18 protein-coding genes are annotated in these 26507 nt (G+C 32.9%); 11 read left to right on the plus strand and 7 right to left on the minus strand.

Annotated features, from left to right (window positions below; genetic code table 11):
- Positions 1-46: 46 nt before the first annotated feature.
- The 10 genes from K8354_RS09440 to K8354_RS09485 all read left to right on the plus strand — a co-directional run bounded on the left by K8354_RS09440 (position 47) and on the right by K8354_RS09485 (position 14201).
- Positions 47-706, plus strand: coding sequence for a TetR family transcriptional regulator C-terminal domain-containing protein (locus K8354_RS09440; protein ID WP_223439111.1), 660 nt, complete (start codon positions 47-49; stop codon positions 704-706).
- A 6-nt stretch (positions 707-712) separates the two neighbouring features.
- Complete coding sequence (locus K8354_RS09445; protein ID WP_223439113.1) at positions 713-2023, plus strand: ABC1 kinase family protein; 1311 nt, start codon at positions 713-715, stop codon at positions 2021-2023.
- Positions 2024-2071: 48 nt separating this feature from the next.
- Positions 2072-2677, plus strand: coding sequence for a uridine kinase (gene udk, locus K8354_RS09450; RefSeq protein WP_223439114.1), 606 nt, complete (start codon positions 2072-2074; stop codon positions 2675-2677).
- Positions 2678-2995 (plus strand): FtsB family cell division protein, encoded by a 318-nt coding sequence (locus K8354_RS09455; RefSeq protein WP_223439116.1) that lies wholly within the window; start codon positions 2678-2680, stop codon positions 2993-2995.
- On the plus strand, positions 2995-4350 hold the full coding sequence (locus K8354_RS09460; RefSeq protein ID WP_223439118.1) for a methylmalonyl-CoA mutase subunit beta: 1356 nt from the start codon (positions 2995-2997) through the stop codon (positions 4348-4350). Before K8354_RS09455 ends, K8354_RS09460 begins: the two co-directional genes overlap by 1 nt.
- On the plus strand, positions 4343-6406 hold the full coding sequence (scpA, locus tag K8354_RS09465; protein ID WP_223439120.1) for a methylmalonyl-CoA mutase: 2064 nt from the start codon (positions 4343-4345) through the stop codon (positions 6404-6406). Before K8354_RS09460 ends, scpA begins: the two co-directional genes overlap by 8 nt.
- Before the next feature lie 250 nt (positions 6407-6656).
- Complete coding sequence (locus tag K8354_RS09470; protein WP_223439122.1) at positions 6657-8099, plus strand: ATP-binding protein; 1443 nt, start codon at positions 6657-6659, stop codon at positions 8097-8099.
- Between the two features lie 153 nt (positions 8100-8252).
- Positions 8253-9701: an amidohydrolase gene (locus K8354_RS09475; protein WP_223439123.1), complete on the plus strand. Its 1449-nt coding sequence runs from the start codon at positions 8253-8255 to the stop codon at positions 9699-9701.
- Between the two features lie 684 nt (positions 9702-10385).
- Positions 10386-13586 (plus strand): cytochrome c biogenesis protein CcsA, encoded by a 3201-nt coding sequence (locus K8354_RS09480; protein WP_223439125.1) that lies wholly within the window; start codon positions 10386-10388, stop codon positions 13584-13586.
- A 99-nt stretch (positions 13587-13685) separates the two neighbouring features.
- Positions 13686-14201: a DUF2892 domain-containing protein gene (locus tag K8354_RS09485; RefSeq protein ID WP_223439127.1), complete on the plus strand. Its 516-nt coding sequence runs from the start codon at positions 13686-13688 to the stop codon at positions 14199-14201.
- Between the two features lie 135 nt (positions 14202-14336).
- Here the strand turns inward: K8354_RS09485 and K8354_RS09490 are convergent, their stop codons facing one another.
- From K8354_RS09490 to porU, 7 genes are all read right to left on the minus strand, one after another.
- Positions 14337-15959: a LysM peptidoglycan-binding domain-containing protein gene (locus K8354_RS09490; RefSeq protein ID WP_223439129.1), complete on the minus strand. Its 1623-nt coding sequence runs from the start codon at positions 15957-15959 to the stop codon at positions 14337-14339.
- A gap of 5 nt (positions 15960-15964) precedes the next feature.
- Complete coding sequence (gene guaA / locus K8354_RS09495) at positions 15965-17500, minus strand: glutamine-hydrolyzing GMP synthase (RefSeq protein ID WP_223439131.1); 1536 nt, start codon at positions 17498-17500, stop codon at positions 15965-15967.
- A 329-nt stretch (positions 17501-17829) separates the two neighbouring features.
- Positions 17830-18894, minus strand: coding sequence for a 3-oxoacyl-ACP synthase III family protein (locus tag K8354_RS09500; protein WP_223439132.1), 1065 nt, complete (start codon positions 18892-18894; stop codon positions 17830-17832).
- A 103-nt stretch (positions 18895-18997) separates the two neighbouring features.
- Positions 18998-19381: a group III truncated hemoglobin gene (locus K8354_RS09505; protein WP_223439134.1), complete on the minus strand. Its 384-nt coding sequence runs from the start codon at positions 19379-19381 to the stop codon at positions 18998-19000.
- Between the two features lie 107 nt (positions 19382-19488).
- Complete coding sequence (gene cdd / locus K8354_RS09510; protein ID WP_223439136.1) at positions 19489-19971, minus strand: cytidine deaminase; 483 nt, start codon at positions 19969-19971, stop codon at positions 19489-19491.
- A gap of 75 nt (positions 19972-20046) precedes the next feature.
- Positions 20047-21171, minus strand: a complete 1125-nt coding sequence (gene porV / locus K8354_RS09515; RefSeq protein WP_223439138.1) for a type IX secretion system outer membrane channel protein PorV — start codon at positions 21169-21171, stop codon at positions 20047-20049.
- Positions 21172-21209: 38 nt separating this feature from the next.
- On the minus strand, positions 21210-24605 hold the full coding sequence (gene porU, locus K8354_RS09520) for a type IX secretion system sortase PorU (protein ID WP_223439139.1): 3396 nt from the start codon (positions 24603-24605) through the stop codon (positions 21210-21212).
- Between the two features lie 198 nt (positions 24606-24803).
- Between porU and gldJ the strand changes: the two genes are divergently transcribed.
- A complete protein-coding gene (gldJ, locus tag K8354_RS09525; protein WP_223439140.1) occupies positions 24804-26486 on the plus strand; it encodes a gliding motility lipoprotein GldJ in 1683 nt (560 codons plus the stop codon).
- Positions 26487-26507: the final 21 nt, after the last annotated feature.

Below are 26507 nucleotides of genomic sequence, written 5' to 3' on the forward strand. Positions count from 1 at the left end.
TTTGAACCACAAAAGGTTTCGTATTTTTGTTGCATAATACTCTAACATGAATAAACAGAAAAATAGTTCCAAAATAGACATTCTTACTCTTTACATGGATTTGGTTTCCGAACAGAAAATAAAACCATTGGATGTTGAAGATTTTTGTGAGCAAGTCCATTTAGACGAACATAATTTTTACCAACATTTTAAGTCCTTAAAGAAAGTAGAAAAAACTATTTTTAATGAACTTTTTAAAAATTCTTTAGAAGTATTAAATGAAAGCGAAGAATTTATTTCTTTTGATGGAAAAAATAAATTATTAAGTCTTTATTTCACATTTTTTGAAAACTTAACGCTCAATAGAGCTTATGTAGAAGTGGTTTTAAAAGGATGTAAAAATCAACTAAAATCATATAAGACACTCAGTACTTTAAAGAAAAGTTTTTTATTATTTGTAGATAGTTTAGAATTATCTGAAAGTATTTTACCGATCGACGGTTTAGAAAAAATACAAACAAATGCAATTAGTTATGCCGCTTGGATTCAGTTGCTGGCAACTATAAAATTTTGGTTAGATGATACGTCTGAATCTTTTGAAAAGACAGATATTTTTATAGAAAAATCAATCAACACCAGCTTTGAATTAATAGAAAATAAATTCCTTAAAAATGCTTTTGATTTTGGAAAATTTATATATACAGAAAAATTTCAAAAAAAGCACTAAACACTTATGAAAAAAGCCAGTAAAATTCCGATTACGAAAATTCAGCGTGCATCAAAGCTCGTAAAAACAGGTGCAAAAGTAGGTGTAAATTACCTAAAATATTATGGTGATAAAATTACCAATACTGAAGAACATGCAAGAGAAAAATTAAACAAATCGAATGCAGAAGACATTTACGAAAGCTTAAAAGATTTAAAAGGAAGTCCTTTAAAAGTTGCACAAATGTTAAGCATGGAAAAAAGTATCTTACCAAGAGCCTATGTAGAGAAATTTTCTTTGGCACAGTTTTCTGTCCCTCCTCTATCGGAAGCTTTGGTTTTAAAAACCTTTAAAAAGAGTTTTGGGAAATTCCCGTCAGAAATTTATGAAAAATTTGATGTAAAAGCATACAACGCAGCAAGTATTGGTCAAGTGCACAAAGCAGAAAAAGATGGCAAAAATTTAGCCGTTAAAATTCAATACCCTGGGGTTTCCGATAGTATAAAGTCTGATTTAGCCTTGTTAAAACCTTTTGTTATCAGAATGTTTAACATGAAAGGTAAAACATCGGATGAGTATTTCTTTGAAGTACAAGACAAATTACTTGAAGAAACCGATTATATATTAGAAATAGAACAAAGTCAGGAAATTGTAGACGCTTGTTCTCACATTCCAAATCTTATTTTCCCAAACTATTACCCAACCTTATCATCCAAACAAATTATTACTATGGATTGGATGACAGGAATTCATTTATCCGAATATACAGCAGCGAATACCAATCAAGAAGAGTCTAATAAAATAGGCCAAGCCTTATGGGATTTTTTTATGTTTCAAATTCATAATTTAAAGAAAGTACACGCAGATCCTCATCCAGGAAATTTTTTAGTCTCAGAAGATGGTAAGTTAATTGCCTTAGATTTTGGTTGTATGAAAACCATTCCTTTATCATTTTACACGCCCTATTTTGTCTTGGCAAAAAAGGAAACACTAGCCGATAAAAAGCTTTTTGAAGAAAAAATGTTCGAATTAGAAATTTTAAGAAAAGACGATAGTAAAGAAGAATATGAGTTTTTCAGCGATATGTTTCATGAAATGCTTTCTATTTTTACACAACCTTTTCATGTTGAAACCTTTGATTTTTCTGACGCCGAATTTTTTGGGAAAATAGCAGAATTTGGCGAGCGCTATTCTAAAAACACAGAATTAAGATCTTACAATGCCAGTAGAGGCTCAAAACATTTTATTTATATGAATAGAACATTTTTTGGCTTGTATAATTTGATGTTTGATTTAAAAGCAAAAGATATAAAAATTAATAATTTTATTAATTTGTAAAATCTTTATTACTTTAGTGGCATAATTACCAAAAATCAATCAATCTATATGTTAATTATTGGAATTGCAGGCGGAACAGGTAGTGGAAAAACAACTGTTGTAAATCAAATTGTTAAACAATTGCCATTCGATGAAGTATGCGTAATATCACAAGATTCATATTACAAAGAAACCACCAATCTTTCTTATGTAGAAAGAGCTAAAATAAATTTCGATCACCCAAGAGCCATTGATTTTGAGCTGTTGATAGAACATTTAAAAGCATTAAAAAAAGAAAAAGTAATTAAACAACCTGTATATTCGTTTGTAACACACAATAGAACTCAAGATTTTATAAAAACACACCCTCGAAAGGTAGTAATTGTAGAAGGAATCCTCATTTTTAATAGTGAAGAATTGCGGAATTTATTCGATATAAAAATCTTTGTGCATGCAGAAACAGATGAGCGATTAATACGAAGAGTGCGACGCGATATTACCGAAAGAGGAAGAGATATTGATGAAGTTTTAAACCGTTACCAATCAACATTAAAACCGATGCATCAGCAATTTATAGAGCCCACAAAAAACTTTGCCGATATTATCATTCCGAATGATAGACATAATACTGTTGCCATTGATATTGTACGAAGTGTTATAAATGAACGTCTGTAAATGAGCTCTTTAAAAAATTTAAAGAAAAGTCGAGTTTTTAAAATTCTTACAAATACGTTTGTAATGATTTTAATTCCGTTTATTGTATGGATGCTTTTTTTTGATGAAAATTCATTCTTAATTCATAGAAAATTTAATAAAGAAATCGAGGAATTAGAAAGTACCATTTCATTTTATAAAAATAAGATTGAACAAGATAAAGAAACCATCAAAAAATTAGAAGATTCCGCAGAATTAGAACGTTTTGCACGGGAAAAGTATTTGATGAAAAAAGAAAACGAAAATATTTATATTATTGAATTTGATACCCTAAAATAATGAGCAAATTTCTATTTGATGATTTCGAACCTATATCAGCTGCTGCTTGGAAACAAAAAATTCAAGCAGATTTAAAAGGTGCAGATTATAACAAAACGTTACTTTGGCAAACCGAAGAAGGAATTGTTGTAAAACCTTTTTACACCAAAGAAGACAGATCAAATGGCAAAATAAACGTACCAAAAAATGGGTTTAACATTTGTCAAACTCTTTTTATTGATGATGAAAAAATAGTAAATTCTTTAGCGGTAGATGCCCTAAAAAGAGGAGCTATGGCGCTTCATTTTAAAGCTGATAAAAAATTCGATTATCAAAAAATTTTAAAGAATATTGATATACAGAAAACAACACTTTATTTTCAGTTTTCTTTTTTAGATGCTGCTTTTCAAATAGAACTTTCAAAATTTTGTAATTCAGAAAATGTATTTTTTCAAACAGATATTATTGGCAATTTAGCGGAAAATGGCAATTGGTTCATTGGCCTTAAAGAAGACTTTAAACAACTAGAACCTGTTATAGAATCTACTAAAAATTGTATTTCAGTTTCTGGCGATTTATATCAAAATGCGGGCGCAACCATTGCACAAGAATTAGCATACACGCTAGCACATGCCAATGAATATCTTCATCATTTTGGAAAAGAGGTTGCCTCTAAAATTAGCTTTAAATTTTCAGTAGGCAGCAATTACTTTTTCGAAATTGCCAAATTAAGAGCTTTCAGAATCTTATGGGAAACGCTTTTAAACGAATATGAGTTAAAACATAGTGAAGCCCATATTTTTACACAACCAAGCTTACGGAATAAAACATTGTATGACTATAATGTTAATATGTTGCGAACAACTTCTGAATCGATGAGTGCAATTTTAGGGGGCTCCAATGCGGTTTCGTCTATTTCTTATGATGCAGTTTATCACAAATCGAACGAGTTTGGCGAACGAATTGCAAGAAATCAACTTTTAATACTAAAAGAGGAAAGTTATTTGCAAAAAGCTCAAAGTTTTGCAGAGGGTTCTTATTACATCGAAGCGATTACAAATCAATTGGCAGAAAAAGCTTTAGAAATTTTTAAACAAACAGAAAAAGCTGGAGGCTTTTTACATCAATTGAAAGCCGGCACTATTCAAAAGAAAATTATTGAAAGTGCATCAATCGAAGAAAAAAAATTAACTGCTAAAAAAATCGTTTTATTAGGCACCAATATGCAAACTAATAAAAATGACAAAATGCAACACGATATTGAGTTATTTCCTTTTGTAAAACAAAGAAATATAAAAACTTTAATTGTGCCCATTAACAGAAAACGCCTTTCTGAAAACATAGAAAAAGAACGATTAGCCCAAGAAAATGTCTAGAAAATCCTTTGAAAATATCAAACTTAAAAGCGCTACAAAAGAGCCCAAAAAAGCCTTTAAACATGAAGACTTTGTAGCAGGAATTGCCCCAAATTTAAGAGGTCCCTATTCTACAATGTATGTGAGAAGACCTTGGACAATTCGGCAATATGCCGGTTTTTCTACCGCTGAAGAAAGTAACGCTTTTTATAGAAGAAATTTAGAAGCAGGCCAAAAAGGATTGTCTGTTGCTTTTGATTTAGCAACGCACCGAGGCTATGATTCTGATCATGAACGTGTGCAAGGAGATGTTGGTAAAGCAGGGGTTGCTATCGATTCCGTAGAAGACATGAAAGTTTTGTTTGACCAAATTCCTCTTGATAAAATGTCGGTTTCTATGACCATGAATGGTGCCGTTTTACCCATTTTAGCCTTTTATATTGTGGCAGCAGAAGAACAAGGCGTTGCTGCTGAACAACTATCAGGAACGATTCAAAATGATATTTTGAAGGAATTCATGGTGCGGAACACCTACATCTATCCTCCTGCCCCATCGATGAAAATTATTGCAGATATTTTTGAGTATACTAGTGAAAATATGCCGAAATTTAATTCGATTTCTATTTCTGGATATCACATGCAAGAAGCAGGAGCTACGGCAGAAATTGAATTGGCATATACGCTTGCCGACGGTCTGGAATACATAAAAAAAGGAATTGAGGCAGGCATGGATATTGATACTTTTGCACCAAGATTATCTTTCTTTTGGGCTATTGGCATGGATCATTTTGCAGAAATTGCTAAAATGCGTGCTGCCAGAATGTTGTGGGCAAAAATAGTAAAACAATTCAACCCCAAAAACCCCAAATCTTTAGCGTTAAGAACACATTGTCAAACTAGTGGTTGGTCTTTAACAGAACAAGATCCGTTTAATAATGTAGCAAGAACCACCATAGAAGCTATGGCTGCGGCTTTTGGCGGTACTCAAAGTTTACACACCAATGCCCTAGACGAAGCGATTGCTTTGCCCACTGAATTCTCAGCAAGAATTGCGCGAAATACACAAATATATTTACAGGAAGAAACATACATTACGAAAACTGTAGATCCTTGGGCGGGAAGTTATCATGTAGAGCAATTAACCGAAGATATTGCCAACAAAGCATGGCAATTAATGAATGAAGTTGCTGAATTAGGAGGCATGACCAAAGCCATTGAAAAAGGGATTCCGAAAATGAGAATTGAGGAAGCTGCAGCTAAAAAACAAGCAAAAATTGATAGCGGAAGAGATGTCATTGTTGGCGTAAACAAATACCAACTAAAACAAGAAGATCCGTTACATATTTTAGAAGTGGATAATGAAGCGGTTAGAAAATCGCAAATTGAAAGATTAGAGAAGCTAAAATCTGAAAGAAATCATCAAGAAGTTAAAAAATGTTTAGTAGCTTTAACCAATGCTGCAAAATCTGGCAAAGAAAATCTTTTAAGTTTAGCGGTAAAAGCTGCGAAAAACAGAGCTACTTTAGGTGAAATTTCTGATGCTCTTGAAGTTGTATTTGACAGACACAAAGCAGTGCATAAAACCATTTCTGGCGTGTATAGTAAAGAAATTAAAGACGATAAATTATTTAAAAAAGCAGCAGAATTAGCAGATAAATTTGCTGAATTAGAAGGCAGGCGTCCAAGAATTATGATTGCCAAATTAGGTCAAGATGGTCATGATCGAGGGGCTAAAGTAGTTGCTACAGGGTATGCCGATTTAGGTTTTGATGTGGATATTGGGCCTCTTTTTCAAACACCACAAGAAGCCACCAAACAGGCTGTAGAAAATGATGTGCATATTTTAGGGATTTCTTCATTGGCAGCAGGTCATAAAACGTTAGTTCCGCAAGTAGTTGCAGAGCTAAAAAAACATGGTCGAGAAGATATTATGGTGATTGTAGGTGGCGTAATTCCTGCGCAAGATTATCAATATTTATTCGATGCTGGAGCTGTGGGTATTTATGGACCCGGAACAAAAATTGCGCAAGCCGCCATTGAATTGATTACTATTTTGATTGATAGTGTTGTGGAGTAAGTTGGTTTGTTTCTATTTTTTCTCACAACTTCGCCAACGCTGGATATAATGAACTTGTGCTCAACTTGATTGAGTATTAAAACTCGGTATATCCGTAACGAGTTGTTTTTCATTGAAAATGAGATTGAATTGTTGAATTAACTGCTTTTCTATGAGAATCTCACCCTAAAAACACACTAAATGTAATAATAGATAGTTTTAAATCTATCTATTTTAGATATATTTGCAATGTTAAGAAAATAATATAGCAATGTTAAACCTTATTCCGACAGTAAAAATCATTGAACGTCTTCGCTATGAAAATCCGTGGTGGATCACCAAAGAGATTCCGAATACATACAGCTCCATGTCTAAGAGGTTATATTTTGATCTGTTTTATCCATTTGTAATTGAAAGGAGTATAAACAGAGCTTTAGTCCTGATGGGACCTAGAAGGGTAGGAAAAACAATCATGTTATTTCATTGTATTGAAAACTTACTAGAAGAAGGAACAAATCCTCATAAACTATTCTTTATAGGGATTGACAACCCAATCTATGTTCATTTAAGTTTGGAGGATATTTTAACGCTCTGCAAAGATTCTTTGAACCTTGAAAATCTTGATGATTGTTATGTCTTTTTTGATGAAATACAATACTTGAAAGACTGGGAAAGGCACTTAAAAGTATTGGTTGACTCCTATCCTAACACCAAATTCATTGTTTCTGGCTCGGCAGCCGCAGCTTTAAAATGGCATAGTACGGAAAGTGGAGCTGGCAGATTTACTGATTTCCTTTTACCCCCATTGACATTTCAAGAATATATTCATTTAAAAAAATTAGATCATTTAATTTTTGAAGGTGATATTCAATACGGAAATAAGGATATAAAATATTGTCTAACTCACGATACAAAAGCATTGAATAAAGAATTCGTCCATTATTTAAATTTTGGAGGATATCCAGAGGTTGTTTTGTCAGAAAAAATACAAGGCGATATGGGTAGATATGTAAAAAGCGATATTGTAGACAAAGTTCTACTTAGAGACTTACCAAGCTTGTACGGAATCAAAGATGTACAAGAATTAAACAGATTTTTTACCTATATCGCGTATAATACTGGCAATGAATTTTCATACGAGACAATGTCTAGAGAAAGTGGTATTCAAAAAGATACGTTAAAAAAATACTTAGAATACTTAGAAGCTGCTTTTCTGATTAAGGTGTTAAACAAGGTCGGAGTGAATGCAAAAAGATTAAAAAGAATCACAAGTTTCAAAGTATATCTTACAAATCCTTCTCTACGTACTGCGCTATTTTCTCCAATAAGTGAAACAGACCAAGAAATGGGAAACATGGTGGAAACAGCTATTCTTTCACAATGGATGCATCTGGAGGAATTAGATTTAACCTATGCTAGATGGAAAGATGGTAGAAATGAAGGTGAAGTAGATCTTGTTTTAGTAGATGACAAAAGTTATAAGCCTGTTTGGGGAGTAGAAATAAAATGGAGTAATCGATATTTTGATAAACCTCAAGAATTGAAAAGTTTGATTAAATTTTGCGAAACGAATAAATTTGAATCAGCTGTTGTTACTTCAATTGATCAATTAGGAATGAAAGAAATACTAGGGTTAAAATTTACTTTTATACCTTCTTCAATCTATGCTTACAATATTGGAGAAATTACCCTAAAAATGAAAAATAAAAACTAATAACACGAAAGAATAACACGTTATATTGCACATAGTAACCTGCGGGATGCTTAGAAAGCATTTATTAACCTTTAGCAAAAACAAAAATTCCCCTATCTTTTAATTTTTTAAATATTGTTTTCATTTTCATTATATTTGGGAAAACAACTTCCCATGAAAAACATTCTCATTAAAAAGCTATCGCTAGTATTGTTATTTTTTGTCGTTTGTAATGTACAAAGTCAAAAACTTTCCAAAAACAAAAAAGCATTAATCCAATCCGTAGAAAAGCACAAACAAGCTCTTATTAAAATTAGTGATGCTATTTGGAGTGCTGCAGAAACCGCGTTTGAAGAAACAAAATCCGCAGAAATACTAGCCAGCTATGCAGAAAAACAAGGTTTTACGTTAGAAAGAGGCGTTGCAAATATCCCCACTGCTTTTGTAGCAACGTATGGTTCTGGTGCTCCTGTAATAAGTGTTCTTGGTGAATTTGATGCTTTGCCAAGTCTTTCTCAAGATACAAAACCCACAAAATCTCCACTCAAAGAAGGAAATCCTGGTCATGGTTGTGGACATAATTTATTTGGTGCTGGTAGTTTGGGTGCTGCTATAGCGATTAAAGAGTTAATTGAAGCTGGAAAAATAAAAGGAACTGTCAAGTTTTTTGGAACACCATCCGAAGAAAAATTCTTTGGTAAAATTTGGATGGTTGAAGCGGGACTTTGGGATGATGTTGATGTAAATATAAGCTGGCATCCTTTTGCAGTTACAGAAGCGGATGTACAAAGTACTTTAGCCTTAGTTGATTTTAAAGTCGAGTTTTTTGGTCAAGCTTCTCATGCGGCTGCAGATCCATGGAATGGTAGATCTGCTTCTGATGCTTTAGAATTATATACTTCAGGAATTAACTATTACAGAGAACACGTAAAACCGACGGTTAGAATGCATTACCACATTCAAGATGGAGGTCAAGTAGTAAATGTAGTTCCAGATTATTCAAGATTATGGGTAAGGGTAAGAGACACCAAACGTGAGGGTTTAATGCCTGTATATGAACGCGTCATGAAAATGGCGGAAGGAGCTGCAATCATGGCAAATGTTGATCATAAAGTATCATTAATTTCAGGAATTTATGAAGTTTTGGTAAATCGTGAAGGAGGAAAAATATTGCAAGAAAACTTAGAATTATTAGGTCCTATTACTTATTCTGAAGATGAAATTGCGTTTGGTAAAAAGATTCAAGAAGCTACCCAAAAACCATTAATTGGTATGGACAGTAAAATTACTTCTCTAAAAGAAACTTCAGAAAATCCTGGTGGAGGCTCTACAGATGTTGGTGATGTAAGTTGGAATGTACCCAACATCAACCTAAAAGTTACCGTTGCTCCAAAAGATACACCTTGGCATTCTTGGGCTGTTGTAGCTTGTGGTGGCATGAGTATTGGTCATAAAGGGATGATATACTCATCAAAAGCAATGTCTATGACCATGTTAGATTTATTTGAAAATCCTGATTTAGTTCAGAAAGTAAAAGATGAATATAAAGAACGTAAAGGAAATGTTGTGTATAAGCCTATTATTCCTGAAGGTTTGCCTCCAATTCCTACCCAAAAGAAATAAACTTTACAGTGAAACATGCAGTTCTTATGTCGATTTAAGTGATTGATATCGCTTAAATAAATTGAATAATTTTTTGATTCTTAGAGATTAAAAACTAATTATTGTAGCCTTCGTTAAGATCATTTTTTTTATAAAAATTCAGCAAAAAAAACGATTTATTGTGGTATTATATAACTAAAATAGGGTTCGCAATAATAACTATCAAATCCAAAATAAGGCACTTACTTTGGTGTGCTCAAAAGAAGCCCACTCTGCAAGATCAAATTTCTGAAATAAGCAATTTTTACTGCCGATTTTTGAAGTTATAAAAGCATCGTTTTCAATTAAAGCAGGATTTAAATATACTTAAACACAAAAAATCTAATTTCTAAAATCTATAGCTTTCATAATTTGAAATTATTGTCACAAAATAGGCCTTTTTCTTGGCTTATATCTAAAAAAATATTTTGAAGGCTATGTGTTACTTTTTAGCGGTCTAGAAAGAAAAAAAATATGATTTTCTATTGCTATAAATTAAAACAAAAACTGCTAATAGATATTTGGATCCGAATTTCTTAGTAAAACCCTTCCTCTTTTACATCCTAATTTTTAACAATTCTTAACAGGAAAAAACAACTGCTATGTACGGAATTTTGTTCCTTTTATCCTTAAATTTGCATCACTTTAAAAAGCAACAAATTAAGGATGAAAAAATTATTTAATTTCCTATATTCAACTCGTTTAATGGCCGTATTATTTATTCTTTTTGCAGCAGCAATGGGGGTGGCAACTTTTATAGAAAATGATTATGGTACACAAACTTCGAAAGCTTTAGTGTATAACTCCTGGTGGTTTGAAGCAATTATGGTTTTTTTCGTCATTAATTTTGTTGGAAATATCTTTAGATATCGCCTGCATAAAAAAGAGAAATGGCCTGTTTTAATGTTCCATTTATCGTTTATATTTATTATCCTCGGTGCCGCAGTAACCAGATATATGGGATATGAAGGGATTATGTTAATTAATGAAGGAGAGACCACAAATACCTTTTTATCGGAAACAACTTATGTAAATGTTATTGTTGATAATAATGAGCTTCAAAAAACCAAACATGAACCTATTTTATTAAGTGCTTGGGGTACAAACTCTTGGTCTTATGCTGATAATTTTAAAGGAAAAGAATATAAGGTTGAATTGGTAGATTATATTCCGTGGGCAGAGAAAAAATTAGTTGAAGATAAAAATGGTGTTGAATATTTATTTCTAGTAGAATCCTCAAGTGGGAATCGACATGAGCACTATATTAAAGCGGGAACTGTAGAGAATATTCACAATATTTTAGTAGGCTATGAAACTACAGACCAAAATGCATCGATTAATATTTTTAAACGAAATGGTTCTTTAAAAATTTTAGCAAAATCTCAAGGTAGTTTTCAAGTCATGGCAACGCAAGAAAAAGGTTCATTGGCAAAAGATAGCATTCAGGATTTTAAATTGCGTTCTTTATACAATGTTGCCGGATTACCTTTTGTAGTGCCTCAATATCCTAGTAAAGGAATTATGAAAACCATGAGTGGCCCCAAAGATGACCAGAAATTAGATGTGATTGTTTTGGATATCACTACCCAGGGTGAAACCAAAAAAGTGGAGCTGACCGGAGGGAAATTCAATAGTGATAATGCCAAAGAATTTACCGTTGATGGATTGAATTTTAGAATGTGGTATGGTGCTAAAACGCTAAACGCACCTTTTAGCATAAAGCTAAACGATTTTCAGTTAGAAAAATATCCTGGATCAGAAAGCGCTGCATCTTTTGCCAGTGAAATTACAGTAATTGATGGAGAAGAAAAGTTTGACTATCGAATTTTTATGAATCATATTTTAGATCATAAAGGCTATAAATTTTTTCAGGCAAGTTATGATTTATCTGGTGAAGTAGAACAAACGCACCTTTCTGTAAACCACGATTGGTGGGGAACTTTTATTACGTACTTAGGCTATTCTCTTTTATATACAGGGATGATTACCATCTTTTTTGCAAAATATACACGTTTTGATGCGCTCAAAAATTCATTAAGAAAAATCAGAAAAAAGAAACGAAGCCTGTCTATTTTAGCAGCTATCGCTATGTCTTCTTTGATTTATGGGCAAGATGCTAATCACGACCATAGTGATCCTAATCACACACATGAAACTACTGAAACTCAAAATAAGCAACAAAATAACAACCACACAGAAATAAGAATTACAGACCGCCAAATAGATTCTATTTTAAAATCAAATTTAGTTTCTTTAGAACACGCAGAAAGTTTTAACAAACTAGTGATTCAAGATGGTGGTGGTCGTATGAAACCTGCCCACACTTTTGCATCAGAATTGGTAAGAAAAGTAAGTCAGACAGAAACCTTACACGACATGAAACCTAGTCAGGTTTTATTATCAATCATAGAAAACCCAAGACTTTGGTATGAAGTACCAGCTGTTTATTTAGAGAAAAAAAACACACAAATAAGAAAAGAATTAGGGCTGCCAGAAACGGCAAAATATGCTCGTTTGTCAGATTTTTTCACAGACAGAGCTGCTTATAAAATAAGAGAACAAGTTGCTGAAGCTCAAAAGAAAAACGTTAAAAATAATTTTGAAAAAGATTTGATTAAAATCGACAGACGTGTTGGTTTATTGTATAGTGCTATTGCGGGCGGAATTTTAAAAATTTATCCCATTCCGAATGATGATAATAATACTTGGGTTTCACAACCAGAAACCTTAATGACAACAGGTTTTAAAGCACAAGATTCTATTTTTGTTCGAAAATCTTTACCACTTTATGTACAATTATTGCAAACTGCAAAAAGAACTAATGATTACACAAAAGCAGACCAAATTTTAGAAGGTATTAAAAAATATCAAAAGCAATTTGGCGCAGAAGTATACCCTACAGACAAACAAATAGCACTAGAAATAGCCTATAATAAATATAATGTATTTACAAAATTAGTTCGTTATTATGGTTTTGCAAGTTTGTTATTAATTGTTTTTGTAATTACACAAATATTCAGCACCAAAAAATGGATACATTATGTGGTAAAAACGCTCATTGGTTTAGTCATTGGGCTTTTTATTTTACATACTTTAGGGTTAATTAGCAGATGGTATATTAGTGGCAATGCACCTTGGAGTAATGCTTACGAATCTATTATTTATGTGGGTTGGGCTACCATGCTATTTGGTTTTTACCTGGGTAGAAAATCTGCGTTAACCATTGCTGCTACTACGTTTGTAACCTCCATAATTTTGTTTACGGCAAGTATGAATTGGTTAGATCCAGAGATTGCCAACTTACAACCTGTTTTAAACTCATGGTGGTTAATGGTGCACGTTTCTATTATTGTAGCCAGTTACGGCCCGTTAACCTTAGGAATGATTCTTGGTATTTTTGCACTTTTCTTAATCCTATTTACTACTGAAAAGAACAAAAATAAAATGGATATCAACATTAAAGAAATCACCATAATTAATGAAATGGCAGTTACTGTTGGTCTCGTAATGCTTACCATCGGTAACTTTTTAGGAGGTATGTGGGCCAATGAAAGTTGGGGACGTTATTGGGGATGGGATCCTAAAGAAACTTGGGCATTAATCTCTATTATGATTTATGCTTTTGTATTGCATATGCGCTTAATTCCTGGTTTACGTGGACGATATACCTTTAACCTATGGACCATCATTGCCTATTTTTCAATTATGATGACGTATTTCGGAGTTAATTTCTACTTATCAGGATTGCATTCTTATGCCAGCGGAGATAAAGTAATTACGCCATCTGCCGTCTATTATTCTATTGCTTTTGTAGCTATTTTAGGTACCTTTTCTTGGATAAAATTTAAAAAATATTATAAAAAGTAATTGCTCAACACAAAATTTCAAAAAAGAAATTTCACTCGAAGTGACAGCAAAATTTAGAAAGAAAATGTACTTTTGCATTTCAACTTTAAAAAAGACTTCATGTTTCATAAAAATATAAAATTAATTCTAGCAGGCCTAATTACAGTTTGGGCTGTGTATCAATTTAGTCAAGGAAATATTATGAACGGAATTTCCATTTTGCTTTTAGCGGGAATCTTTGTCTTATTATATTTTAAAAATGAATTTATTTTACTTGCTTTTTTACAATTGCGAAAACAAAATTTTGACGGCGCTAAAAAATGGTTATCCTACATAAAAAAACCAGAGGATGCTCTAATTGTAAAGCAACAAGGGTATTATAATTATTTACACGGAATTATGTTAAGTCAGACAAACATGACGCAAGCTGAAAAGTTTTTGCGCAAGGCAGTACGATTAGGACTTTCTATGGATCATGATTTGGCAATGGCAAAATTACAATTGGCAGGAATTGCCATGACCAAAAGACGCAAGCGTGAAGCTACTAATTTAATGACAGAAGCAAAAAAACTAGATAAAAATGGCATGCTAAAAGAACAAATTCAAATGATGAAACAGCAGATGAAAAAAATCTAGTACTTTGTTCTTTATTGATATAAAAAAAATCCGCTTTCAGCGGATTTTTTAGTTTCTATATTTATATATTTTACCAAATCTTGCCAAAGACACAATATAGTTTACCCTCCTGTATCATTTTAAAAATTACGAGTATTATTTTAACTTTGTTAACGATAAATCTTCGTTATATTGTACAATAAATAACCCTTTATTTTCGGAAATACGCTCACTATTTCTATAATCAAATTTTGTTTCTACCCGCATAGACATCCCTTCATTTAAAGTGGATTTCAAATCATTGCCCGAAGCCAATCTTATTAAAACATCATAGGTAATATCAAATCCTTTTGTTGCGTAAAATGACGGTAAAGCTTTGTTTCTTTTTAGGTATTGTTTTCTAAAAACTCTCGAGTTTAAAGCAGTCTCATCCACAAAATCGTTGCTTACATAGGTAAAACCTATTTTAGCCAGCTTTCTATTGTCTATTTTATCATAGATGGCCCCTTTATCAAAAGTAAAAACTTTTACAGAAGTTTCTTCTGGCAAACTAATTAAACTATTGATTACATCAGAGACAATTACATTATTATCCGTTGCAATCACTACCCAATTTTTGGTATTTGGTGTTAGAATTTTTAAAAATCGATCTTTCTCTATATACCCTTCTTCCGGTGATAAAACGTGCACTGTCTTTACAATTGTATCTGCCTCTATTTTTGCCTCTAAAGCCTTTTTTATAAGTTTGCTCGTTTGTATATTTTCTGATTGATCATCACTCACAATGATCACGTTGCCACTTCCAAAATTCTCATTGATATATCTTTCTAGCTCTTCTCTAAAAACTTTTTTATCTGGTGAAGTCTTTACAATATTTGAAGCTGAAAATTCAGATTGACTTTTAGAATACACAGGGAAAACAACCGGAATAGTAACGTTTGCCGCTACCGTCTTTAATTCCTCTGAATACAAGGGTCCAATAACAACATCGTTATTGTTTAAATCATTTTCTGAAACAATATTCATAATATCATTTGTATTTCTATCTCCAGTATCAAAAACATTCAATTCGATAGACACCCCCTGTTTTCGTAGGGAATCTATCGCTAATTCTGCCCCTAAATAGAAATCTGTTGCAATATTCACCAAAGTAGCATTTCTTGTAAAAATTTCTTTTAAAGTAAGCGTATCACTGCTATATTTATAGGTTTTAAAAGGCAATAATAAAGCTGCTTTTAAGTTTGTATTTGGGGCAATATAATCACTATAAAAAAGTTCATCGGTGCTAATTTTAGCAGGAATTTTCTTAATTTTTAAAATCATTCCTAATTTTAAACCTAGTGATAATTCAGGATTTAAGAGTAATAATTCTCCTCTAGAAACTCCAAGTTTTTTATTCAGACCATAAAAAGTATCTCCTTTTTTAACTTCGTACACAACAAACTTTTCTTTTAACTCCTCTAAAAGACGCTCTGACTCATCTAATTCATTGCTATCGGAAACTGAGTCTAAAACAGTTACTTTGGTTTTATTGGTACCCTTATCTCTATAATTTTTGAGTTTGTTTTGAGGAACAACAATAAAAGAATTTGGTATTGGATCCCCTGAAACATCAGGATTCAAACGAATTAAATCAGGCGTATTCATGTCTAACTTTTTAGCAATTTTACGCATTGTATCTCCTTGCTCTACCTTATATTGAATATATCTTTTTTGTTGACCACAAGAAACTGTGAACGTTAAAATACACAGAAAAATAAAAAATTTTAAATGCTTCATATATGCTATTCCCATTCTATAGTTGCAGGTGGTTTAGAGCTAATATCATACACAACTCGGTTGACACCTTTTACCTGATTTATTATTTTATTTGATGTTTTTTGCAAAAATTTATACGGTAAATCTACCCAATCTGCCGTCATTCCATCGGTACTTTCAACGGCTCTTAAAGCCACTACTTTTTCGTAGGTTCTTTCATCACCCATCACGCCTACAGAATTTACGGGTAACAACATAGCGCCCGCTTGCCAAACACCATCATATAAACCATCTTCTTTTAATCCGTTGATAAAAATAGCATCTACTTCTTGTAAAATACGTACTTTTTCTGCGGTAATATCTCCTAAGATTCTAATTCCTAAACCGGGCCCAGGAAAAGGATGACGTCCTAACAATTCTGGATCAATTCCTAGAGATGCCCCTACTCTTCGTACCTCGTCTTTAAAAATCATCCGTAAAGGTTCCACAATTTTCAGTTTCATAAAATCTGGCAAACCGCCCACATTATGATGACTTTTTATGGTTGCAGAAGGGCCGCCGTTTACCGAAACGGATTCAATAACATCGGGATAAATGGTACCTTGTGCCAACCATTTTACGTCTTCAATATGATGCGCTTCATCATCAAAAACTTCAATAAAAGCATTTCCGATGGCTTTTCTTTTCTTTTCTGGGTCTGTAATTCCTTCCAAAGCTTTCAAAAAACGTTCGGAAGCATCTACACCTTTCACGTTTAAACCCATCCCCTCATATTGTGCTAAGACGTTTTCAAACTCATTTTTGCGCAATAAACCATTGTTTACAAAAATACAGAATAAATTTTCTCCAATCGCTTTGTTTAATAAAACCGCTGCCACCGTAGAATCTACGCCACCAGAAAGTCCTAAAACAACTTTATCTTTTCCTACTTTTCTTCTTAGTTCATCCACGGTACTTTCCACGAAAGAATCTGGCGTCCAAGTTTGTGCCACTTTTGCGATATCAATTAAGAAATTTTCTAATAATTGTTTCCCATCTTTAGAATGATATACTTCTGGATGAAACTGAATCCCGAAAGTTTCTTCTCCTTCAATTTTATAGGCCGCATTTTCTACATCGGCAGTACTTGCTAGTAGAATTCCGTTTGTTGGTAAATGTTTTATGGTATCGGAATGGCTCATCCAAACTTGACTGCCTTCAGAAATATTTTTAAAGAAAACTTCATCACTCTTTATATAAGATAAATTTGCTCTTCCGTATTCTCTGGTATTCGAAGGTGCCACTTTTCCGCCAGAAAAATGAGCTAGATATTGCGCTCCATAACAAACGGAAAGTAACGGTTTTTTACCTCTGATTTTAGATAAATCTGGGTGTAATACCGATTCACCTCTTACAGAATTCGGACTTCCAGAAAGGATTACTGCCTTAAAATCTTCTAACTGTTCTGGTATTTTATGATACGGATGAATTTCGCAATAAATATTTAACTCTCTCACTCTCCTAGCAATTAATTGCGTGTATTGAGAACCAAAATCTAAAATAAGTACGTTGTGTTGTTGCATGCGCAAAAATAGTATTTCAGATTAAATTTTTAAGCCTGAAATTTATATTTTTTAAATAAATTAGAATTCGTAAGTATTCGAGAGAATTCGCAGCGCATATATCATTTAAAAATTTAAAAACTATGAATACCCTAATTTAACAAAATAAATCCATGACAACCCTAGCTTTTTGCAGCTTTTAAAATTAAAATTACTTCAAAAATCTCAGCATGCACATTTATATTATCAACCCCTTTATCATTTGAAATTGTAGTGTATTTCTGAACTCATTGGTGAACTTGCAAAGATAAACCCAGAACCGTGCACTTTCACTTTTCACCTTTTCAACTTTAATATTTATAAACAATAGCATTGATATTCATTCCTGCCCCCACAGACGCCAACATAATCACATCGCCTTTGTGAACCTCTTGATTTTTAATTTTCCCTTTTAAAACCAAATCTAATAAAGTAGGCACGGTGGCTACCGAACTATTTCCTAATTTATGAATGCTCATCGGCATAATTCCTTCAGGAACTGATTTTTTAAATAACCTATAAAAACGCTTTACAATGGCTTCATCCATTTTTTCATTGGCTTGATGGATAAATATTTTCTTCACATCTTCAATTTTAAGTCCGCTTTTATCTAGCGCCAGTTTCATGGCTTTCGGAACATTTGTAATGGCAAACTCATAAATTTTACGTCCATACATTTTAATATAGCGTATATTCTGATCTTTTTCTTTATTAAAAGAAGTTCCATAATGCAAGAAATAGGCCTCTTCTTTTGCAAACGTTTGTGTTGCATGACTTAAAATACCTGAATCTTTTTCGGTCGTTTTTTCAACAATACAAGCCCCCGCTCCATCACTAAAAATCATCGAATCTCGATCGTGTCTATCCACCACTCTAGAGAGCGTTTCTGCGCCAATAATTAAACATTTCTTGGCGATTCCTGCCTTGATAAAGACTTGTGCTTGGATGACACCTTCAATCCAACCAGGGCAACCAAATAAAAGGTCATACGCCACACAATTCGGGTTTTCAATTCCCAATCTATATTTAACTCTTGTGGCCAAACTGGGCAACATATCACCTTGAATGGCACCTTGTTTTACATCCCCAAAATTGTGTGCAAAAATAATATAATCTAATTCCTCTGGATTTATTTTGGCATCTTCAATAGCTTTTTGAGCAGCAAAAAAAGCCAAGTCTGAAGTGTTATATTCTTTAATTGCGTAGCGTCTTTCTTCTATCCCTGTAATTTCTTTGAATTTTTGAATAATAAATTCATTATCCGCAGACAAAGCAGTGCCGTCTGCGTCTAAAAAAATTTCTTCTAAAAAAGCAGCATTTTCCTTTTTTAAAGAAGGTATAAAAGTTCCTGTTCCCGTAATTTTTGAAGCGCTCATTTTTAAATTTTAATACGTTGATTTGATTAAAATTACAATTTTTGATTCAAAAAAGTATTTTAAAAACGGATTAAAACGAAAGTCAAAAACGTTCTTTGTCAATTTACTTTTTATATAGCTTCATTTTTAACTGCATGATTGTTGCGATAGACAGCGCTCTAGCTTTCATTCTCTCAGAATTTTCTCCTTTAAAAAAAGCATCAATTGTATTCGAAAAATACGATATCCAAATCGTAAAATGTTCTTTTTTAAACTTGACAAAAGCATTTTTATGCCAATGTTTTTGCATTACATTTTGTTGATACCGGTTTCCATCAAACAAAATATCCTCCCAAAAATCTGTGATAATTTCTAAATGATGTTCCAATTGATTTTCTTTGACAATTTCTTCAAAAAAAGGAATCATTTTTTCATCCATTAATAACAAATCGTAAAAATTTGTGATAACTACTTTAATGTCTTTTCTTGAGGAAATGTCTGGTTTCATTATATAATAGGTTTTTCTATAAAAACCTCTCGTAAAACTACGTTTTTTACTTTCAATCAAAATGCATTTTGATTTCAGTAATGCTCGAGGGGGAACATAAAATCTAGTTATAAATAAGAACTATCAAAAGAGAAAGGGAGCAAAGAATCTAAAGAGGCTGTTTTTATAATTTCACCAACCTCTCCCATAAACAAAACCGAAAAATGTTGTTTTTGTTTGATTTCATACTCCGACAAAGATTGTCTACAAGCTCCGCAAGGTCCCACAGGTTTATCCACTGTATGTATCGATGAACTTGCAGAAATAGCCAATTGTAAAATTTTGACATTCGGATACTCTGAACCTGCCTTCCAGATCGCAACCCGCTCTGCACACATTCCTGAAGGATACGCCGCATTTTCTTGATTATTTCCGGTTACAATTTCATTATTTTCTAATAACAAAGCAGCGCCAACATAAAATTTAGAATAGGGAGCATACGCTTTTTTTCTAGCTTCTACTGCTCTATTCATCAACATGCTATCTTCAGAAGAAAGCTCTGAAATATCGTTATAAACCATTGCTGGTGTTGCTATTTGAATTTTCCTCATGGTAAAGTCGTCAAAAAAAGCAGCCTTTTAAGACTGCTTATATATTTTTATAAATTTACTAAAAATTTATCACTTTTAATAATTATCATAAATTTCTCCTAAGTCAAAAGATAAAGAAAAACGGAGCGAATTTTCTAAAGGATTGTTCACATCCGAAGAATTCATTAAATAAGACAAATCTACATTTAGCGCATTCGTTTTAAAACCAGCTCCTAAGGTAAAATATTGCCTATTTCCTTTGTCTACACTTTCATGAAAATACCCACCTCTTAAGGCAAAAGCATTGTTGTATAAATATTCTGCACCAAGCGCATAGGTTACTTCACTTAATTCTTCACTAAATCCTCCTGGAGCATCACCAAAAGAGCTAAAAATTCCTTGAATCCAACCTTGATCTGCGTTCGCATCTGTGCCATCTTCCTGAATATCTGGCGTTGGCACTAATAGTTTTGTGAATTCAACATTGGTAGAAATAATATTATAATCATCTAAAATAAAATCAAAACCACCACCAAATTTCAAATTCGTAGGAATAAAGTCTTCCTCACCTGGGGTATACGAAACTTTAGGACCTACATTAGAAATATTGAAACCTATTCTATAGCGTCCATTAAAATTACCGTAATTTTCTTCATAAGACTGGTAATATCCAGAGACATCTACCGCAAAAGAATTGATGGGCTGCAAAGTATTTGCTGCCGTATTGTTAAACGCTAAATTAGAGCGGATATATTTTAAAGAAACCCCCATAGAAAAGGTTTCACTTAATTTTAAAGCATAAGAACCAGTGGCTACAAATTCATTTGGGTTAATGGTACCCAAAGAGGTTCCTGAATTGTCTGTTAAATCTATTTGCCCTAATGAAAAATACTTAAAATCTGCACCCCAAGCAGCGTTTTCACTAAACCTATTAATGTAAGAACCACTTCCTACAAAAATATCATCGGTTAAATTTCGTAACCACGGAGAATATGTTAATCCTGCTTTAATTTGGCGATCACTAAACGCAATTTTTGCTGGATTGTGAAATAATGAAAAAGCATCTGCTGAAGTCGCAACCCCCATATCCCCCATTCCTCCTGCTCTAGCATCGGGTACAATAAGTAAAAAAGGAGTCGCTGTGGTAATCGCGTTTGCCTGTGCATTTATTTTTAAACTTACAAAAGCACAAAGTGCTATAAAAAATCCTATTTTTTTCATTCTTTGTTATTCTAATTTATTTTACAAATATGCGCTTTTTATTGAAGTATTACTAATTTTTCGTACTTCTCTGAGACCAAATTATTGGCTGTAGAAGTTACTTTTAATTTATAAACATATACCCCTTTCCCAATCTTATTACCAAAATCATCTAAACCATTCCAAGTAATATTTCTTGATAAATTCCCTGTGGTCTGTACATTTTTATTGATGGTTTTTACTAATTTTCCAGAAACCGTAAATATTTGAACTTGCACCTCCAATGGCTCATTCGGCTTATTATGTTGAAACCAAAACTCGGTATAATTTACAAAAGGATTGGGATAATTTAAAACATTTTCTAAATTCAAAATAGCATCGCTGACCACCACAAAATTTAACGTGGTTTCTGAAGAGTTATTGTAAGTATCCCAAGCTTTAATTTTTAAGGTATGCGGGCCAACTTCTAAATCTCTTAATCGATACGTTACTTTACCTTTTGTAAAATCGTTTAATTCTGTTTGATAAAAATCATTTAAGATAATAGGGTTCGAGGTATCTCCATCTAAAATACCCACAATATCGTGATCTACCGCAGTGATAGAGGTATTAATTCCGTTTGAATCAGATAAAGAGGCAATTAAATTTGGAGAGGTATTTGTGTTCCCGCCATCGATAAAAGATTCATCATTCATAAACAATCGAATTTCGGGTCCCACGATATCTTCGGGTGCATTTTCATTAATTCCTCCTACAACAATATCAAAATTATAACCCGCCTTATCCGTTTCTCCATTTTCGGCGTAAAAACTTAATTTTCCTTTTCCGAAAGCCACTTTAATATCTTTTGGCACCACAAAATCAAAACTAAATTGTCCGTTTTCTACGGTAGATTTTCCCCTAAACAATTTACTATCTTGCGTATCAAAAGTCATCACAACGCCAAAACCATCATTATCTAGAGTATTTTTATCAATTAATTTATCGAAAACAGTGGTAGAAAGTGTCCCATTAAAATTGGTTAAAATAGCATCTAAATCATCGGTAACAACACCTTCAAACTTTACTTTAGACAAGGCTTTTATGGTATCTAGAGATTGTGTAATCGCAACATCATTCATTTTGGTAATCCGAACATTGGGTTTTGGAATTGCCAATTTCATTGCAGGATCTCCAAAATGGTAAATAAAGAATTTTTGTGTACTCGCAAATTGATTTTTAGCTATTTTTAAAGACTCGGCAATGGAATAATCTTCGTTATTAAAAGCCAATAAAACTCTAATTAACTGCTCGTTAAAACGTTGTCCTGTAGAAATAAAAACTTCTCTTGTTGTTGTGATCATGCTGGCAGCGCCACCTGTTTTGCTTTTAAAAGTAAGCTCTCCTGCGGTAATTCTATTCGGATTATCGAATCTAGAAAAATCGCAAGTCACAGTAATGAGCAATGGTAGCGTATTCGGATTCGTAAAAGATTGTATTTGTGGTACATCTAAAATTCTTTCTGATGCAAAACCATCTTCTCCTCCATGACCAAAATAATCAAAAACTAAAGTTCCTTTTTCAATGGCGTTTGTGATGGCTTTATTCACTTCCGGGTAGCGTTCTCCTCCCGAAGAATTTTGCTGCACAAAAGCATCTACATATATTTTATTGACATTAAAGATAGGTTTGTTATTTCTAATTTCATCAGCAATAGATTCTACGCCTTGCTCAATAACTTCTTCGCCCACAACATCAATATCGTCTGCTAATAAGGTAATGGTATTTCGCCAATCTCCAATCGCTTCTTTCTGGTAATAGGATAAAATTTTATCAACAACATTCGTTGCTTCAGAAATTGTAGAAACGGGAATTCTACTAGAAACAACATCAATGGTATGTGCACTAGACATCGTACCTTCATTGTCATCTAACATCACAAAAAAGTCGTCTGTAACCCAAGAACTTGCCAAATTAAAACTATTGGTAGATAATTTTACCGGAACAATGTTATTATTTCCTTGAATTCTGTCTTTGTAATCGTAAGAAGAATCACCAAAAAAACAAACATATTGTAGTTTTGTTTCTGCGGATGAATTTGTTGTATACACATGTTTTAAAAAGTCTCGAATTCCTGTAATATCCTTAGAACCCGAAGAAAACTCGTTATAAATTTCCTCTAATAAAACAACCTTTGTAGTGAATTTAGAATTTGTTTGATGGTAATCTGCCAATCTTTGTGCTTCACCAGAAAGTTCTGAATTTGTAATAACGATATAATTGATATCTTTTAAAGCATGTAAATCTTGATTTTTAATTTTGGAATTTTGCACCGTTTCTGGGATGTAAAAATTAGCATCATCTAGAATTATATATTCTTTTAATGTACCTCCCGTATCTGTAAACGAAAAATCATTGGTGGTTGCCTGGTTTGCGATACGCTGCGGTGCAATAGGATTGGAAACGTCCCAAACCTGAAAAGCTGTAGCACCGTTTTCTATTTGATAGGTTACGACACCTGGAGATGTTGCTTGTTCAAAGCTTCGAAACGAAAATTGAAAATCACGAAAACTTAACTGTTTTTTGCCAATAATTTCTATAAAATCTAAAAATGCATTTGCTGAAGGATTCCCATTATTATTATACGTAATAGAAACCGCAATATTTTCTGAGCTATTGAGTTGGTCTGCTGCGCGCTCTATGGCAAAGGCTTTGGTTAAAGAACTTGGGTTTACCGCAGGGTAATTGATAGAAAAAACCGCTTGGTTATTTACTTTCACTTCCATAGACGAAGAAACCACCGAATTAGAAACCCCTCGCACTTTGATCTTTATATTTTGATTCGCAACCGCATTCTGAAATGGTATGTTAAAATTTTGTGTGTTTTCTATATTAAAATCTTGATTAAAAAACCATTGCGTTCCTGCTGCCAGCATACTTTTTTCTTCTTTTTCATAAAAAGTAAAATCATCAAAAACCGTTATTTGTGGGGCAGTATTTCCGGTTACTAGCGGTTTTTGTTGAATTCTTTTTCCATCAACATCATTCACGGTGATAAAATAATAGGCTTTATCTGAATAAATATTTTGCCGATGTTTAGCGGTATTCCCAGATACATCAACCTCCCAATCATGCGGACCCTTGGCGTAAAACAGTATAAAATCATTTGCATCAAAAGAACCATCGCCCTCTCCTTCTATATAGATTGCATTTTCTTGTAAATCATCATATCTAAAATTGCTATTTAAAACAGGCAATAATTGCCCGCCATTGCCATAAACATGAATCTTTTTTGGATTTAATCCGTTGGTAGAAATCCCAATTTGTTGCAATAAGCTTCGATCTATTTTAAACACACCTGTAGTATCTATAGAGAATTGATACCAATTGCCAGAAGCCAGCACAGAACTAGTAACTTGGGCAGTGCTTACTTGTAAGAAAAATCCGAATAAGAATAGTAAAAACTGTTTTTTCATTATATCTTCAAATAACGCAAATAAAATTTAGATATTTTACGGTAAACAAATATAAAGTATACTAAAATAAAAATAGAATCGTTTTGAAACTAAGTAGAAAAACGGATCCGTTAAAAATTTATATTTTTCTTGTAAGAAAATATATTTGTTGTAAATTGCATCCTTATTTAAACACACATATCAATTTTAAATTACAGAATGAAAAAGATATTTAAAATAACTTTAGTAGCCTTAACCATTTTATTATTGGCAAACTGCAAGAGATCAAATAAAAGCACATCTAGCTTAACAGGTTTATCTTTTAATGACCCCAAAAATGGTAATTATATTAGAGGTAATTCCTTTAATGATCAAGAACCACCATTAGGTATGGTGGGGGTAGAAGGAGGTTCTTTTACAATGGGACAAGTACAAGATGATGTGATGTTTGATTGGAACACGACTCCTATAAAAATGCATGTACGTTCTTTTTATATGGATGAAGCTGAAGTTTCTAACTCTGAATATTTTTTATATGTACAATATATGAAAGATGTTTTTCCGCCATCAGAAGAAAAATACAAACATATTTATACTTCCGTTTTACCAGACACCTTGGTTTGGAGAAAAAGTCTAGGAAATACCGATATTTTATCAGAAAACTATCTTCGCCACCCAGCGTATGCAGATTATCCTGTTGTAGGTGTAAGTTGGTTACAAGCAAATGAATATTGTAAATGGCGTACCAATGCCGTCAACTTAAAAACATTGATTGACAAAGGGCATATTAAGAATATATTTGAAATGGATTCTATAAAACCTTTTTTTGATACAGATGTCTTTCTAACAGATGCTTCTAAATTGTTCGATGGAGATTCTACCGTATACAAAAAAGGCGTTGGAAGAACTATAAGAGCAAAAGGAGAAGCAAGAGCTGGTAAAGATGATTTTGAAGGTAGAAAAATAAGTAATGCCGATGGTATTTTAGCACAGCGTTTTAGGCTTCCTACCGAAGCTGAATGGGAATTTGCTGCCAAGGCGAATATTGAAAATAGAGAATACAATAATATTAGAGGTAGAAAAAAATATGCTTGGAATGGTAAATATTCGAGATCTAAAAGTAGAAGATTTAGAGGAGATCATCTCGCCAATTTTAAACAAGGACCTGGAGGTTATAGTGGTTTATCTGGCTGGAGTTCAGACGGTGCTGACATTCCTAATAAAATAAAGTCATATCCTCCTAATGCATTTGGTTTGTATGACATGTCTGGTAATGTTGCAGAATGGGTAGCCGATGTTTACAGACCTATTATTGATAGTGAAGCCAATGATTTTAATTATTTTAGAGGTAATATTTTTACAAAAAAGATGATTGACGCAGAAGGTAACGTGGTTATTGCTGCTAATGATGAAGAAGCGCAAGTAGAATATGATACCTTACCAAATGGTAAAATTATACCAAAGCAATTACCAAATACGATAAAATATATTCCTATTACCAAAGATGATACTACCTTAAGAAGAAATTTTATGGTCGCTGATAACTCTAATCTTGGAGATGGTGATTTAAACTCTTCTCGTTTTTATGAAATGGATGAAGATCAATTAGAGGAGAAAAACAGAATGTACAATTCTCCAAAAAAGCCAACGAAAGAAGTAGATCCTGAAACCGGTGCTGTTACTTTAGTGAATGATACCAAAGAAAGAACGACTTTAATCAGTAATCAAACGAGAGTTTATAAAGGTGGCTCATGGTCTGATAGAGAATATTGGTTAGATCCAGCTCAAAGAAGGTATTTACCAGAATATATGGCAACAAACTTTATTGGGTTTAGATGTGTATCTGACAAAGTTGGTCCTATGGGAACTGGCAAAAAAAATGCTCGAAGCTTAATTCGATAATATAAAATTTTACAGATTATA

Origin of the sequence: Polaribacter litorisediminis, from assembly GCF_019968605.1 — a bacterium.
Classification (GTDB): domain Bacteria; phylum Bacteroidota; class Bacteroidia; order Flavobacteriales; family Flavobacteriaceae; genus Polaribacter; species Polaribacter litorisediminis.